A 15,113-nucleotide genomic window follows, 5' to 3' on the forward strand; every position below is an offset into this window, starting at 1 on the left:
ACACGTTTCCCTTGGATGCCTGGTTCAGGCGCGAAGTTCCAATTCCCCTCGACGCCTGCGCATGAGCGCACCTGTAGGAACGCACCCAGTGCGCTGTAGGAGCGCACCCAGTGCGCGAAAAGCCAACAGGGCGGGAAAGCGGAAACGCGCGCTACCCAGGGTTTTCCGCCTGTACCCAACCGCGGTGCACCGTCGCGCCGCGGTCGCGCACTGGGTGCGCTCCTACCGGAGAGCCAGGATTCAGCCCGTGGTCTCGATGCGCTCCACGCGGCGCAGGCCCTGCGGCAGCAGGCCGCCGCGGGTGGCGCGGTTGCCGCCGTATTCGACCAGGCTCGACCACTTCAGCGTGAGCTTGCGCTGGCCGGCGTACAGCGTCACTTCACCCTTGCCTTCGGTGACCACGGCGATGCCGACGACCTTGACGCCCGCGGTGAGCTTGGCCTTGGGCACGTCGATCAGCTTGTTGCCCTTGCCCTTGTCCAGTTCCGGCAGCTCGGCCACCGAGAACATCAGCAGGTGGCCTTCGGTGGTGACCACCACGATGCGGTCACGCGCCGGATCGGCGCTGACCTGCGGCGCCAGTACCTTGGCGCCGTCGCCCAGGGTGATGATCTGCTTGCCGGCCTTGTTGCGGCCGGTGAGCGCCTCGAAGCGGGTGACGAAGCCGTAGCCGTGGTCGGTGGCGAGGATCAGGCGTGTGTCGTTGTCGCCAGCGGCCAGCGCGTCGAAGCTCGCGCCCGAGGGCGGGCTGAAGCGGCCAGTGAGCGGCTCGCCGTTGCCGCGCGCCGATGGCAGCGTGTGCGCGGGCGTGGAATAGCTGCGGCCGGTGGAGTCGATTACCGCGACCTGCTGCGTGGTGCGCGCTTTCACCGCGGCGAGCAGGCTGTCGCCCTCGCGGTAGTTGAGGCCGTCGGCGTCGACGTCGTGGCCCTTGGCGGCGCGGATCCAGCCCTTGGTGCTAAGCACCACGGTCACCGGCTCGCTGGCCACCAGCGCGCTTTCATCCAGCGCCTGGGCGGCTTCGCGCTGCACCAGCGGCGAGCGGCGGTCGTCGCCGAACTTGCTGGCGTCGGCGCGCAGTTCTTCCTTGATCAGGCCCTTGAGCTTGGCCGGCGACTTCAGCAGCACGTTGATGCGCGCGCGTTCCTCTTCGAGCTGGTCGCGCTCGGCATTGATCTTCATTTCCTCGAGGCGGGCCAACTGGCGCAGCCTGGTCTCGAGGATGTAGTCGGTCTGCTCCTCGCTGAGCTTGAAGCGCGCCATCAGTACCGGCTTGGGCTCGTCCTCGGTGCGGACGATGCGGATCACCTCGTCGAGGTTGAGATAGGCGATGCGCAGGCCTTCCAACAGGTGCAGGCGGCGCTCGACCTTGGCCAGGCGGTGCTCCAGGCGGCGCGTCACCGTGGTGGTGCGGAATTGCAGCCACTCGGTGAGGATGCGCTTGAGGTCCTTCACCTGCGGACGGCCGTCCAGGCCAATCATGTTGAGGTTGATGCGGAAGCTCTTTTCCATGTCCGTGGTGGCGAACAGGTGCTGCATCACCTCGGCCGCATCGATGCGGTTGGAGCGCGGCACCACCACCAGGCGGATCGGGTTCTCGTGGTCGGACTCGTCGCGCAGGTCTTCCACCATCGGCAGCTTCTTCGCGCGCATCTGCGCGGCGATCTGCTCGAGGATCTTGGACGGGCTGACCTGGTGCGGCAGCGCGGTGATGACGATGTTGCCGTCGTCCATGTGGTAGACGGCGCGGGCGCGCACCGTGCCGGTGCCGCCCTGGTACATCGCCAGCAACTCGTTGCGCGGCGTGATGATCTCCGCTTCGGTCGGGTAATCCGGACCCTGGATGTGCTCGCACAGGTCGGCGACGGTGGCGTCGGGATCATCCAGCAGGCGGATGCACGCGCTCACCACTTCGCGCAGGTTGTGCGGCGGGATGTCGGTGGCCATGCCCACGGCGATGCCCATCGAGCCGTTGAGCAGCACGTGCGGGACGCGCGCCGGCAGCCAGCTGGGTTCTTCCAGCGTGCCGTCGAAGTTCGGCACCCAGTCCACCGTGCCCTGGCCGAGCTCGCCCAGCAGGGCCTCGGCGATCGGGCTCAGGCGCGACTCGGTGTAGCGCATCGCGGCGAAGCTCTTGGGGTCGTCCGGCGAGCCGAAGTTGCCCTGGCCGTCGACCAGCGGATAGCGGTACGAGAACGGCTGGGCCATCAGCACCATCGCCTCGTAGCACGAGGTGTCGCCGTGCGGATGGAACTTGCCGATCACGTCGCCGATGGTACGGGCGGATTTCTTCGGCTTGGCCGTGGCGGCCAGGCCCAGCTCGCTCATCGCATACACGATGCGCCGCTGCACCGGTTTCAGGCCATCGCCCACGAAGGGCAGGGCGCGGTCCAGCACCACGTACATCGAGTAGTCGAGATACGCCCGCTCGGCGTACTCCTTGAGCGGGATCTGTTCGAAATTGGCTTGCAGATTCATGCGGTTACGTCATTTCGCCTGCGCGCGGGCGGCGCGCTTAACCGGGCGATGTTGCCAGAAAGGGGGGAGCAGGGGCGAGGGGGCGGGCGAGCCGGCCCAACGTATGCCGCCCTGCAGGAGCGCATCCAGTGCGCGAAATGCCCACGGGGCGCAGGAGCGACAACGGCTGTCCCGCTGGCCTCCCTCATCTGCGCGACTGCGGGGTATCGGGGCGTTGCGGTCGCGCACTGGCTGCGCTTCTACAAAGGCGGATGAAGGGGAAGGACGCGCCCTGTTGTAGGAGCCCACCCGGTGGGCGACCGCGGCGTTTCGGTGTCACCGCTCCGTAGGCTTGTCGCGCACTGGGTGCGCTCCTACAGAGGCCGGTGAAGGGGAAGGGCGCGCCGTTCTGTAGGAGCCCACCCAGTGGGCGACCGCGGAGTCTCGGTGTCACCGCTCCGTAGGCTTATCGCGCACTGGGTGCGCTCCTACAGAGGTCGGTGAAGGGGAAGGGCGCGCCGTTCTGTAGGAGCCCACCCTGTGGGCGACCGCGGAGTCTCGGCGTCACCGCTCCGTAGGCTTGTCGCGCACAGGGTGCGCTCCTACAAAAGACGGTGAAGGGGAAGGGCGCGCTCTATTGTAGGAGCCCACCCAGTGGGCGACCGCGGAGTCCCGGCGTTACCGCTCCGTAGGCTTATCGCGCACTGGGTGCGCTCCTACAAGAACCGGTGAAGGGGGAGGGGTGCGCTCTGTTGTAGGAGCCCACCCAGTGGGCGACCGCGGAGTGCCGGCGTCACCGCTCCGTAGGCTTGTCGCGCACTGGGTGCGCTCCTACAAGGGATGGGGGCGGTGTCGCTATTGGCGGATGCGCGTGCTCTCGATGCCCAGCTTGCGCAGCTGCGCCTGCACGCTGTCCGGGCCGGCCAGGTGGCCGGCGCCGACGGCGATGAAGCTCACGCCGGGTTGCTTGAGCCGTTCGGCGATGGTCCTGGCCCAGGCCTGGTTGCGCTCGACGATCAGCCGCTGGTACAGCATCGGGCTTTCCTTGCGCAGGTCTTCGTCCTCGACCTTCGCGATGGCGTCGGTGTCGCCGCGGCGCCACGCGTCGACCAGTTCGCGCAGTTTGGCCGGGCCGTCGGCGACTTCCTTGAAGGACTGGCGCAGGAAATCCAGCTGCATCGGTTCGGGCAGGTCGGCCAGCATGCGGATCTGTTTTTCGGAGGTCTCCAGCCCGTCGACCGGCTTGCCGGCTTCCTGCATGCGCGCCTTGAGCTGCTTGTCCACGCCCTGGCTGGGGTCCATGCCGGCCTGCACCAACGGCGCCACCGTCAGCGTGAGCGCCGCCAGCCAGGGCCGCATCGGTTGCAGCGCGGCCACGCCGCCCGGGACCTTGGCTTCTTCGGCCGCCTTCTCAAGCCGTTGCATGTCGCCATCGCCGAGCTTGGTCGACAACGGGTGGCCGAAGTCCACGCCGTGCTGCATCACCAGCGCCTGCATGGCGGGGCTGTCGTCGTCGACGATCTCGATGCTCAGCCGCTGGCTTTCGGCGAGCGCCTGGTCCAGCGCCGGGGAGCTCCAGTGGGTGTCCGACGGCAGCAGGTGCACCGTGCCGAACAGGTAGATGGTGGCTTCGCCTTGCCGCACGACCCACAAGCCAGGCGTAGCGAAGGCCGTCGCGACCAGCAGCAGGTTGAGGACGAGGGCAGCGGCAAAGCGGGCGAACAATTTCACTACGACTCCTGGGGCGCGCCTCAGTGTGAAGCGGCCGGCTGGTTCTCCACGGCGAGCAGGAAACGCGTCAGGCCGTCGAAATAGGTTTGCTGGTCATCGTACATCGCCATGTGGCTGCCCTTGGGGCACAGCAGGAATTCTCCATGTGGCAGTTTGGCCGCCATCGCCTTCATGTAGCGCGGGTCCATGGTGTCGTAGCGCGCGCCGATCACCAGGGTGGGCACGGTAATCCGGTGCAGGTCCCTGCTGCGGTCCCAGTGTTCCAGTCGACCGCTGGCGCCCAGTTCGCTGGGCCCCTGCATCAACGCGTACAGCTGTTCGTTCATATGCGCAAAGGCGCGATTGACCGGATCGGGCCACTGCGCCTGCGGCATGCGCAGCACGTGCTGCTCGTAATGCATGGGCGTGAGGATGGCCATGTAGCGCGGGTCGTCGGTGTGGCCGCTGGCCTCCATCTGCTTCACTTCGGCCAGTTGCTTCGGATCCATCGCCGGTTCGATCACGTTGCGCGCATATGCGTTGTAGGCGGGGATGGAATCCATCATGTTGGAGATCACCAGGCACTTGAGGTGCTGCTGGTATTTCAACGCGTATTCGATGGCGAGCACGCCGCCCCAGGAATGGCCGAGCAGGCAGAAATCTTCCTTGTCCAGGTGCAGCGCCTGGCGCACCTGCTCCACCTCATCGACGAAGCGGTCGGTGGTCCACAGCGATTCGTCCTTGGGCTGGTCGCTGTAGGCCGAACCGAGCTGGTCGTAGTAGTAGTACTCGATGCCCGCCGCGGGAAAGTAGCTGTCGAACGCCTCGAAGTACTCGTGGGTGGCGCCGGGGCCGCCGTGCAGCAGCAATACCTTGAGCCTGGGGTTGTTGCCCACCCGCTTGGTCCAGACGTGGAACTTGCCCTTGGGCGTGTTGATCTCGATCTGCTTCACGCCACCGCCGAGCACGTCGTCGTGCCCGCTGCGGTCGAAATAGGATGACGGTGCCGACGTCTGGGCGGCCATGGCCAGGCCGCAGCACAGCCAACCGGCGACGAACAGCAGGAACAGACGTGCTTTCATGGGTACCTTCCCCCCGGAACGGTCCGCCCACTATCGTGCGCGGCCGCAGGGGGCGCAAGCGATTCAGCGCGGCGCGCGATAGCCTCCAGGCACCCCGCGCGGGCTCAGCGTGAGTTGCCAGAGCTGGTCGCGGCGGCTGCGGAACACCCCCGCGGACACCGACAGGTAGAAGTGCCACATGCGGCGGAAGCGGTTGTCGTAGCGCTTGGACAACTCGGGCCAGGCGGCGTCGAAGTTGGCTCGCCAGGCGGTGAGCGTGCGGTCGTAGTCGGCGCCGAAGTTGTGCCAGTCTTCCACCACGAACAGGTCCTGCAGCGCGGTCGTCACCTGCGCGGCGGAAGGGATCATCGAGTTGGGGAAGATGTACTTCTCGATCCACGGGTCGGGCCTGCTCGGCGCGCTGTTGCTGCCGATCGAATGCAGCAGGAACAGGCCGCTTTCGCGCAGGCAGCGATGCGCCACCTCGAAGTAGGTGCGGTAGTTGAGTGCGCCGACATGCTCGAACATGCCGATGGAGAAGATCGCATCGAACGGTTCATCCAGGTCGCGATAGTCCTGCAGGCGGATATCGATGGGCAGGCCGGCGCAAAGGCCGCGGGCGAACTCCGCCTGCTCTTGGGAAACGGTCACGCCCACGCCTTCCACGCCGTAGTTCTCAGCGGCGTACTTCAGCGCCTCGCCCCAGCCGCATCCGATGTCCAGCACGCGCTGCCCGGGTTGCAGGTTCAATTTTCGGCAGATCAGGTCGAGCTTGGCGAGCTGGGCCTCATCGAGGTTGCTGGCCTTGTCCCAGTAGCCGCAGGAATACACCAGCCGCTTGCCCAGCATCGCCTGGAAAAGGTCGTTGCCGCGGTCGTAGTGGACCTTGCCGATCTCGAAGGCGTTCTCGCCGCGCTGCAGGTTGATGAAGCGCGCCTTGAGATGGACGAGCAGTGTGTCCAGCGTTTTCAGCTCGGCGTCGACGTGGGCGCGCAGCATGCGGGTGAACATGCCGGGGAGGTCGTCCGCATCCCACCAGCCGTCCATGTAGCTTTCGCCGAAGCCGAGCGAGCCATGCGCGAACACGCGTGCGTAGAGGCGCTCGTCGTGCACGCGCAGGTCGGTTGGTGCGGAACCATCGAGGTGGATGCCCGCCTGCTCAAGCAGGGCGGCGGCGCGCGACTTCAGTGAATCCTGGCTCATGCGTTCCTCGTGTGGCGTGACGAAGACCTGGCTGGCGAATTCAAGGTGCCCCCACGGCCGTTGCCTGGAGGCGAGCACAGCCGTCAGTCCACGGCGTTCTTGCCCAATGTACCGAAGCTTGCGGGACTGATTGCATACACTGCGTCGACGCCGATCTTCCTTACCGTGTCGAGCAGTGACCTGGCCTGCTCCGGGTTGAGCAAAAACTCCACCTTGACGGCGAGATCGTCGGCGAGCTCGAAGAACTGTTCCTCGTGCAGCACGCCATGCCGGCCATAGCCGCAGACCGCGCGAAAGGCGGAACCGCCGCCGATGCCGTGCTTCTTGGCATGTTCAAGCAGCCATTCGTAAACGAGCTTGCCGTCGTGACGCGCACGCGTGTGGCAGTAGAAGCTGATCAGGACGCCCTGGGTTTCCATGTCGTTTCCTCTTAGCTGCGCAGCACGGCGCGGGTGAGGACGATGCCCGAGACGGTCATCGCGATGGAGCCGACCAGGTGCAACGCGAGATGCCCGCCGAACCAAAGATACTGCTGTCGCAGCAGCAGGGTGGTCGATTCGGCCGAGAAGGTGGAGAACGTGGTGAGTCCGCCCAGGAAACCGGTGGCCGCGAACAGGCGCAGTTCGGGCGGCAGGGTCTGGAAGTGGTCGAACACGCCGAGCACGATGCCCATCAACAGGCCGCCCAGCAGGTTGGCGGCCAGCGTGCCCAGCGGCACGGTGGGGAAGACGGGGTTGAACAAGACGCCCAGGGTCCAGCGCAGCCAGCAACCCAGCGCTCCCCCGATGCCAACAGCCACAAAACCGCTAAAGCCCACGTTCGTCTCCTCAAGCCTGGGGGACCAGCCGGAAACAGGCACACGCCTGCGCCCCGGGAAGTCCGGTGGTGCAGGCATCATCAACCCGAAGGTGGTTTGCCCTTGCCGACGGCCGTCGTTCCGCGTGGAACGGCAGGTGGCAGGTGCGGGAGGCATGCCATCTCCCGCGCCGATGCTAGCCGATGACGCGGCCTGCGTCATGGCCGGGTGCGCCTGTGTCGCTGGCAAGGATGATGGAGGTCAATACCCGCGCGCCGCGCACGGCTATGACAGGTGGACCATCACACGGAGGAGTAAGCACGATGCATCCCATCTGGCATGCCATTCTCATGGAGCCGGTCGGCTGGCTGGCAATCGGCGGCAGCATCGTCATGGTGACGATCGTCCTCGGCGTCGCCTGGTACGTACGCGGCAAGGTACGTGAGGACGAAAGCCGCCGGCCGCGCTGACGGCCAGGGCCACGGCCCGCGAGGGGAGCTTGCGGGCCTCCCCTCGCTCGCCCATTCGTCATGGCCCGGGCCGCGCCGGGCCGCCGCTATACTGCGGTTCCTCGCCCGCCGTGCTCCACCGTCATGACCTCAACCCCACGCCCCGTCCGGCGCAGCCTGCCATGGCTGCTGGCGGGATTGTCGATGATCGGCCCGTTCTCGATCGACGCCGTTTTCCCGGCGTTCCCGTTGATCGGCAGCCACTTCGGGGTGGACAGCACGCAGCTGCAGCAGATGATCAGCATGTACCTGGTCACCTATGCGGTGATGAGCCTGTTCCACGGCGCCATCGCCGACGCGATCGGGCGCAAGCCGGTGATCGTGGCGGGCATGGTGGTCTATGCGCTGGCATCGGCCGGCGCGGCGATGTCCACCTCCTACACCATGCTGCTGTCCTGCCGCGCCCTGCAGGGCGTGTGCGCGGGCGCGGGCCTGGTGGTGGGGCGCGCCATCGTGCGCGACAGCCTGGAAGGCGCTGCCGCACAGCAGCTGATGTCGCGCGTGATGATGATCTTCAGCGTGGCGCCGGTGATCGCGCCCATCGTTGGCGCGCAACTGCTGTTCCTCAACGGATGGCACGGCATTTTCTGGGTGCTGATGGGTTTCACCCTGGTGTTGTCGGTGGCGCTGATGCTGTTCCTGGAGGAAACCCATCCACCGGAAGCGCGCACGTCCTTTCACCTGGCCGACCTGGTGCGCGGCTACATGAGCTTCGGGCAGGATCGCGTGTTCTGGCCGCTGCTGATCTCGCTGTCGGTGAACTTCGCCGGGCTGTTCCTCTACATCTCGTCGGCGCCGCACATCGTGCGCGACCTGCTGCATCTCTCCGCGCAAGGCTTTCCCTGGCTGTTCCTGCCGGTCGTGAGCGGACTGGTACTTGGCGCGTGGCTGTCCGGCCGCCTGGCCAGCCGGCGCAGCGTGGTGTTCACCGTGAACCTCGGCTACGCGGCGCTGCTCACCGCCTGCGGCCTGCACCTGCTGATGGCGCTGGTGACGCGCGAGCCGGTGCTGCCGTGGTCGGTGCTGCCGCTGGTGCTGCATGGCGTCGGCGTGCAGCTCGCGTTCCCGACGTTGACCTTGCTGTTGCTCGACCGTTTTCCGCATCGCCGTGGTGGCGCCTCGTCGGTCCAGGCCTTCTGCAGTTTGCTGCTGTGCGCCTTCATCGCTGGCGTGATGTCGCCGTTGTTGTCCGGCCGCATGATCTATCTCGCGCTCGGCGCGAGCGCGCTCACCGTGATCGGCTGGTGGTCGTGGCGCTGGTATCAGCGCCTGACGCCACGATCGCCACCAGCGCGGCGCGTGCCGACGGTGGAAGTGGAGCTGCAGGAAGAGGCGTCGTGAAAGCGGAGCACTCCAGGCCCCAGGCGGCCGTCATTCCGGCGCAGGCCGGAATCCAGTAGCCGCACGGCCTGGCTGTCGCAGCGCGTCAAGACGCTTTTGCCAGAAAGCCGAGCGGCGATGACGGGGAGAATTTAACCGCTACCGTTACTGGATTCCGGCCTGCGCCGGAATGACGGATCGGGGCGCAGTCGCGCCTCTCAATGCTCGCTGATCTGCACGTCCTTCATCAGCAGGTTGAGCTTGCCCTTCATGGTGTCTTCCGGTCGCGGGCCGTCCACGCCGTAGAACGCCGTGTACAGCACGCCCGGCTGGGCCTGCGCCGACACCGGCGTGCCGCCCACCGTGCCAATGTAGGTCATGTCGTTCTCGCTGTAGGGCACGCCGTCGTCGGGATGGCTGCGCTGCACGATCTTGTCCCAGGAGTTGCGATAGCTGTCGTCGAGATCGTCGCTGGGGGCGATGTGGCGGTTGAAGCTGATCCGTTCGGCGTTGTCCACGTTGGACTTCACCACCACGTTGCTGACGTCCCACACCACCTTGCCGCGGTCCTCGAAATAGGACATGCCCAGCACCAGCTGGCTGTTCTGGTCGATCTTCTGCAGCTCCGGCGTATAGGCGAAACCCAGGCGCCGGGAACGGTAGTGGAAGTCGTTGCCGTAGTCGAAACGGATCGCGATGTCCGACAACACCTCGGGCAGCAGCTCGGTGTTCGCGAGGAATTCCTTCCACTGCGCCAGCGTGCCGCTGTAGGCGAGATAGACGAAGTCGGTGAGCGCCTTCAGGTCGATCATCTCCTCGTGCTCGTTCTTGGCGGGTGCGATGCGCATCATCGCGGCGTAGCCGTCTGGCACGGGCAGCAGGAAGGCGATCAGCACGGCATTGTCGTAGGCCATCGGCCATTCGCGCACCTGCCAGCGGCGCCGGTAGGCATCGGTGAACACGCGCTCGACCGAAGGCTTGCCCAGCGAGGTCACCTTCACCTGCTCGGCGCCCACGTGGCGCTGCAGTGGCGCGGCCTTCAGCAGCAGGTCCATGAACAGCTTCGAATCGCCGTAGAGCTGCTTGCTGGTGATGTCGTCGGGCTTGCGCATGTGGAACATCAGCTGGCTGCCGACGGCCGCCTTCGCCACGAAGCCGTTGTGCGCGAGCGTGCTCTTGGTTTCGTTGGTGCCGGCAATGATCCAGGTGCCGTTGCTGCTGCGATGGAGCAAGGTGGGGAAGGCATCGAGGTTGGAGCCGGTATGCAGCAGCCGGGCGGAGCCGGCGCCCTTGGGAAACATGGTGGTGGCGTTTTCCGCCAGCAGATCGTGCAGCTGCTGGTCGGCGCTGGCGTCATAGGCTTTCTGGAAGGCCGCGCTGAAATCGGCAAAGCTCTTGGGCAGCGGGAATTCGGTCTTGAAGCGCCCCGATTGCTTGCTGTCGATCACGTCCAGTTGATAGAGCCCGCGCGTATCCGCCACCGCAAGGTTGGCTGGCGCCTTGAGTACGAAATCGATGGGCAGGGCATAGTTGAGGTTTTCGTCGGGCGACTTCATCAGCACCACGCCGATGACCTTGCCGTCCTTGTCCAGCAACGGGCCGCCGCTGTTGCCCGGCGACGCGGCGGCGGAAAAGCGCATCCACTGCCAGCGTCCGTCTTCTTCCTCGGGCGTCTGCGAGGTGTAGAGGCCGTCGCGGATCACGATGCCCGTGCCGAGCGCGTTGCCTACGGCATAGACCACGTCGTTCATGGTCGGGTGGGTGTTCGGTTCCAGCGGAGTGACCTTTGGCGGGTCTTTCAGCGTGAACTCGACGAAGTCCTGCTGGAGCGAGAAGCGCGTGACCTTGTCGATGGCGAACACATGGCCGCTGACATCGCGCAGCGCGGGTTCGCCCATCAGGCTGTCGATGCCGAGCGAGAGCACGTGGCCGGCGGTGACGAAATGGTTCTCGCCCAGCGCGAAGGCCGTGCCAACCGAGTAGTACTTGTCGTTGCGCTGCTGGAACGGCAACTGGTCCAGCGGCAGCGGCCGTTCGTAGGTGAGCGGATCGTTCACCGGCTTGGGAATCACCACCTCGAACGTGGCGGCCTGCACGCGCGGCAGTTCGGCGGGGTCGAGCGTGGCGGCGCGCAGTACCGGCGCGATCGCCAGGCAGGCAAGCAGGGCGGCTGTGCGCCGTACCTGCCGGAGCCCCGTTGTGGTCATGTGCCGGATGCGAACTGACCGCTGATCCATGGACTCCCCTCGATGTCGCTGGCGCCACGGCGGCGCCGATCCCGCGCCGAGTGTAGCGAAGGTTCATTGTCGCGAAACGGGCCGGGGGTGGCGGCCATGGCATCGCCTCGCCGGTGGCATCCCGCGGTCATGCGGGTACCCCTGGCGGCGTGGCTGGCACTAAGCTGCGCGCATCGCACGGGAGCGATACATGCCTGATCCGATCGCCGCCAGCACGCTGCAACTGCCACCCGGCCCATGGGCGACCGTGCTGGATGCGCTGTGCGCGCGCTTTCCGCAGATCGGCCGTGAGCAATGGCTGGACCGCTTCGCCCGCGGAAGGGTGCAGGACGAGGACGGCGTGCCGCTGGCGGCGGACACGGCGCACCGGGTCGGCCTGTGCGTGCGCTATTTCCGCGAGGTCGCCGACGAGGCGGTCATTCCCTTCCAGGAAACCCTGCTGCACGTCGACACGCACCTGGTGGTGGTCGACAAACCCCATTTCCTGCCGGTGACGCCGGCGGGCGGCTTCGTGCAGGAGACGCTGCTGAACCGGCTCGTGCGCAAGCTGGGCAATCGCGACCTAGTGCCGTTGCATCGCATCGATCGCCATACGGCGGGGCTGGTGCTGTTCTCCGCGCGTCCTTCGAGTCGCGCCGCCTATCAATCGCTGTTTCCGCAGCGCCGCATCGAGAAGCACTACGAGGCATGGGCGCCGCCGTTGCAGGGGCTGGCCTTTCCGCACGTGCGCCGATCGCGCATCGAGCACGGCGAACCGTTCTTCCGCATGCGTGAGGTCGACGGTGAGCCCAACAGCGAGACACGGATCGACGTGATCGAGCGTGCGGACCCTCATTGGCGCTATGCGCTGCAACCGGTCACGGGCAGGAAGCACCAGTTGAGGGTGCACATGGCCGGCCTCGGTGCGCCGATCCTGCATGATCCGTTTTATCCGGAGCTGGCCGGATCCGCGCCGGACGACCCTGCGAGGCCGCTGCAATTGCTGGCCAAACGGCTGTCTTTTGTCGATCCGCTGAGCGGAAAGAGGCGCGAGTTCACCAGCGAGCTTGAGTTGTCGTTGCCGGACTGACGGCTGGCGCCTCTGCGGCGTGGCGGCCGGGCTGGCGGCGGCGCAGGGCCCTGTCGAGCACAAAGCCGGCCTTGCCCCGTTAAAATGCCGCGCCATTCCCACGGAAATCATCACGCGTGAACGCCGCCGTGCTCTCTACTGCCCCTGATGTGGCGCTGGAGGCCCTGTTCGTGCCTTTCGAAACCGGCGCACTGAAGCTGCCGGCGGATGGGCGCGCGCTGTTCCTGCGTGCCCGGGATGGTTTTCGCCTGCGCGAGATGGCGCAGGCCGGATGGTTCTGCGAGCAGACCTTCAAGCCCTTTGCCGATGCGCTGGAGCGCAGCGGACTGCGTCTTGCCGGGCGCGGCGGCACCGAGCGGTTTCCGCTGGTGCTGTTGTTGCCACCACGGCAGCGTGACGAGGCGCGTGCGCTGTTTGCGCAGGCGCTTGAGCGCGTCGTACCGGGCGGCACCGTGCTGGCCGCCGTGCCCAATGCGGAGGGCGCCAAGTCGGCCGAAGGCGACCTGGCGCGCCTGGCCGGCCCGGTGCAGCAGCTTTCCAAGCACAAATGCCGGGTGTTCTGGGCATCGCCATCCGATGGGCAGGTCGACCGCGCGCTGTTGGCGTCTTGGCTGGCCCTCGACGCGCCACGGCGCAACGAGGCGGGTTATGTCAGCCGGCCCGGACTGTTTGCCTGGGATCGCATCGATGCGGCCTCCGCCCTGCTGGCGGATCACCTGCCGGCCGACCTGGCCGGCCACGTCGCCGATCTCGGGGCTGGCTACGGCTATCTCTCGGCGCAGGTGATCCGCCGCTGCGCGGGCGTCACGGCGATCGACCTGCATGAAGCGGAAGCGCGCGCGCTGGAGCCGGCGCGGCTCAATCTCGAAGAGGTGCGGCAGGCGGCGGGCCGGCATGTGGACGTCGCGCTGCACTGGCACGACGTCGCGCAGGGGTTGCCGCGGCGCTACGACGCCATCGTCAGCAATCCGCCGTTCCACCAGGGGCGCGAAGACCTGCCGGCGCTGGGTCGCGCGTTCATCCAGTCCGCCGCGGATGCGCTGCTGCCCCACGGCCGGTTCTGGCTGGTGGCCAATCGGCATCTCCCCTATGAGGCGACGCTCGCCGCGCGCTTTGCCGACGTGCGCACCGTGACGGTGCAGGAAGGATTCAAAGTGATCGAAGCTCGCGGAGTGCACGCATGAAACTGGTCAGGCTGATCGCCAATCTTGGCTACGGCAGCCGCAAGGAAGTGGCGATGATGTTCCGCGAAGGCCGCATTACCGATCCCGACGGCGAAGTGCTCTACGCCGACGACAAGGTGCCGCACGAGCACATCCGTATCGATGACGAGCCGCTCGATCCGCCGGCGGGCCTCGTGTTGATGATGAACAAGCCGCTGGGTGCCACCTGTTCGCGCAAGGACCAGGGCCGCGTGGTCTATGACCTGTTGCCGCCGCGCTTTCGCGTGCGCGACCCGGCGCTGTCGACGGTGGGCCGGCTCGATCGCGACACGTCGGGTCTATTGCTGTTTACCGACGATGGAAGCCTGCTGCACCGGATCATCTCCCCGCGCGCGCAGGTGGCCAAGGTGTACGAAGCGACGCTGGCGAACGATCTTCGTGGCGACGAAGGCGCGCTGTTCGCGAGTGGCACGATGATGCTGGAATCGGAAAAGGAGCCATTGGAGCCGGCGGTGCTCGACGTGCTGGAACCGCGCCGTGCGCGCCTGACGTTGACCGAGGGGCGTTACCACCAGGTGCGGCGCATGTTTGCTGCCGTGGGTAATCACGTGGAGACGCTCACGCGCGTCTCGGTGGGAGCACTGACCTTGGAAAATCTTGCGGAAGGGCAGTGGCGCTCGCTCGATCAGGACGACGTGGCGAAAATCTTTGCGCCGCCGTCGCGCGATTGAGCGCGGCTGCTGCGGTTTCGAATCAGCTGAACTGTTGTTCGCGTTGCCGCGCGAGTTCGTCTTCCCTGCGCGAGTGCGCGCCGGGTTGCCAGGAAACCAGCTTGAACCTGGCGTCTTCCTGGAGGTGGGCTTTTGAAGCGTCCTGCGTGTCCCGATGAAGCATCCCTGCTACCAGCTGCATTCCGCGCTCAATGGCGGAACGGGCAAGAAGCATGTGCATGTTGTGTGGACTCCGGGCTGCCCCTGCGCAGCCGTCGGGGCCATCTAATCACCTTCACGGTCGATACACAAATGCCACTCGTCACTGAATTCTTCCGTAAGTTTGCGGAACCATGGGCTTATTCTTCACATACGTGAAGGCTGTTTTTCAGGCGCTGTTTTCAGGCAATACCTTGCGTGGCGAAGCTCTCGCGCCGATATAGCTCCAGTCAGCTTTTTCCAGGCGAAATCTCACTGCACATGCGATCCCTGCGTTTCGACAATGCCTTCATCCGCGAGCTTCCCGGCGACCCCGGGCAGGGCGTTCACCGGCGCCAGGTGCTCGGCGCGCTGTATTCCCCGGTGCAACCCACGCCTGTGGCCGCGCCGCGCGTGGTGGCGTGGTCGCGCGAGATGGCGCACGAGCTCGGCTTGAACGAAACGGACGTGCTTAGCCTGGAGTTCGCGCAGGTGTTCGGCGGCAATGCCCTGCTCGAAGGCATGCAGCCCTACGCAGCGAACTACGGTGGACACCAGTTCGGTGTATGGGCCGATCAACTTGGCGATGGACGCGCCATTTCCCTGGGCGAAGTGATCACCGGGGGCGGCCAGCGGTGGGAGTTGCAGCTCAAGGGGGCGGGGCCAACGCCGTATTCGCG

Annotated in this window: 14 protein-coding genes and 1 riboswitch; of the genes, 6 read left to right on the forward strand and 8 right to left on the reverse strand. The window is 66.3% G+C overall.

Annotation, left to right across the window (positions count from 1 at the left end; genetic code table 11):
- Positions 1-240: 240 nt before the first annotated feature.
- From parC to crcB, 6 genes are all read right to left on the reverse strand, one after another.
- On the reverse strand, positions 241-2,478 hold the full coding sequence (gene parC / locus JMF82_RS16080) for a DNA topoisomerase IV subunit A (RefSeq protein ID WP_201315569.1): 2,238 nt from the start codon (positions 2,476-2,478) through the stop codon (positions 241-243).
- A gap of 834 nt (positions 2,479-3,312) precedes the next feature.
- On the reverse strand, positions 3,313-4,188 hold the full coding sequence (locus tag JMF82_RS16085) for a TraB/GumN family protein (RefSeq protein WP_201315570.1): 876 nt from the start codon (positions 4,186-4,188) through the stop codon (positions 3,313-3,315).
- 20 nt (positions 4,189-4,208) lie between these two features.
- Positions 4,209-5,249 (reverse strand): proline iminopeptidase-family hydrolase, encoded by a 1,041-nt coding sequence (locus JMF82_RS16090; RefSeq protein ID WP_201315571.1) that lies wholly within the window; start codon positions 5,247-5,249, stop codon positions 4,209-4,211.
- A gap of 63 nt (positions 5,250-5,312) precedes the next feature.
- Positions 5,313-6,431, reverse strand: a complete 1,119-nt coding sequence (gene cfa, locus JMF82_RS16095; RefSeq protein ID WP_201315572.1) for a cyclopropane fatty acyl phospholipid synthase — start codon at positions 6,429-6,431, stop codon at positions 5,313-5,315.
- An 83-nt stretch (positions 6,432-6,514) separates the two neighbouring features.
- Positions 6,515-6,850 carry a DUF190 domain-containing protein gene (locus tag JMF82_RS16100; RefSeq protein WP_201315573.1) on the reverse strand — a complete coding sequence of 112 codons (336 nt, stop codon included), beginning with the start codon at positions 6,848-6,850 and terminating at the stop codon, positions 6,515-6,517.
- An 11-nt stretch (positions 6,851-6,861) separates the two neighbouring features.
- A complete protein-coding gene (crcB, locus tag JMF82_RS16105) occupies positions 6,862-7,248 on the reverse strand; it encodes a fluoride efflux transporter CrcB (protein WP_201315574.1) in 387 nt (128 codons plus the stop codon).
- 64 nt (positions 7,249-7,312) lie between these two features.
- A riboswitch (Fluoride riboswitch) is annotated at positions 7,313-7,422 on the reverse strand.
- A gap of 128 nt (positions 7,423-7,550) precedes the next feature.
- On the opposite strand from crcB, the gene JMF82_RS16110 reads away from it, so the two are divergent.
- A complete protein-coding gene (locus tag JMF82_RS16110; protein ID WP_201315575.1) occupies positions 7,551-7,697 on the forward strand; it encodes a hypothetical protein in 147 nt (48 codons plus the stop codon).
- Positions 7,698-7,820: 123 nt separating this feature from the next.
- Positions 7,821-9,077 carry a multidrug effflux MFS transporter gene (locus JMF82_RS16115; RefSeq protein ID WP_201315576.1) on the forward strand — a complete coding sequence of 419 codons (1,257 nt, stop codon included), beginning with the start codon at positions 7,821-7,823 and terminating at the stop codon, positions 9,075-9,077.
- 197 nt (positions 9,078-9,274) lie between these two features.
- Here JMF82_RS16115 and JMF82_RS16120 read toward each other — a convergent pair whose 3' ends face one another.
- Complete coding sequence (locus JMF82_RS16120; protein ID WP_236585510.1) at positions 9,275-11,263, reverse strand: serine protease; 1,989 nt, start codon at positions 11,261-11,263, stop codon at positions 9,275-9,277.
- 220 nt (positions 11,264-11,483) lie between these two features.
- On the opposite strand from JMF82_RS16120, the gene JMF82_RS16125 reads away from it, so the two are divergent.
- The 3 genes from JMF82_RS16125 to JMF82_RS16135 all read left to right on the forward strand — a co-directional run bounded on the left by JMF82_RS16125 (position 11,484) and on the right by JMF82_RS16135 (position 14,256).
- Entirely contained in the window at positions 11,484-12,362 is an 879-nt protein-coding gene (locus JMF82_RS16125; RefSeq protein ID WP_201315578.1) for a pseudouridine synthase, read from the forward strand.
- Positions 12,363-12,478: 116 nt separating this feature from the next.
- Positions 12,479-13,546, forward strand: coding sequence for a class I SAM-dependent methyltransferase (locus JMF82_RS16130; protein WP_201315579.1), 1,068 nt, complete (start codon positions 12,479-12,481; stop codon positions 13,544-13,546).
- Positions 13,543-14,256: a 16S rRNA pseudouridine(516) synthase gene (locus tag JMF82_RS16135; protein WP_201315580.1), complete on the forward strand. Its 714-nt coding sequence runs from the start codon at positions 13,543-13,545 to the stop codon at positions 14,254-14,256. The genes JMF82_RS16130 and JMF82_RS16135 overlap by 4 nt, the downstream gene beginning before the upstream one ends.
- A 22-nt stretch (positions 14,257-14,278) precedes the next feature.
- On the opposite strand, the gene JMF82_RS16140 is transcribed toward JMF82_RS16135, so the two are convergent.
- On the reverse strand, positions 14,279-14,476 hold the full coding sequence (locus tag JMF82_RS16140; protein ID WP_201315581.1) for a hypothetical protein: 198 nt from the start codon (positions 14,474-14,476) through the stop codon (positions 14,279-14,281).
- A gap of 239 nt (positions 14,477-14,715) precedes the next feature.
- Here JMF82_RS16140 and JMF82_RS16145 point away from each other — a divergent pair.
- Positions 14,716-15,113 (forward strand): protein adenylyltransferase SelO family protein (locus JMF82_RS16145; protein ID WP_201315582.1); only part of this gene is annotated, 398 nt, incomplete at its 3' end.

It is taken from the genome of Dyella sp. EPa41, assembly GCF_016586165.1.
Taxonomy (GTDB): Bacteria; Pseudomonadota; Gammaproteobacteria; order Xanthomonadales; family Rhodanobacteraceae; genus Dyella.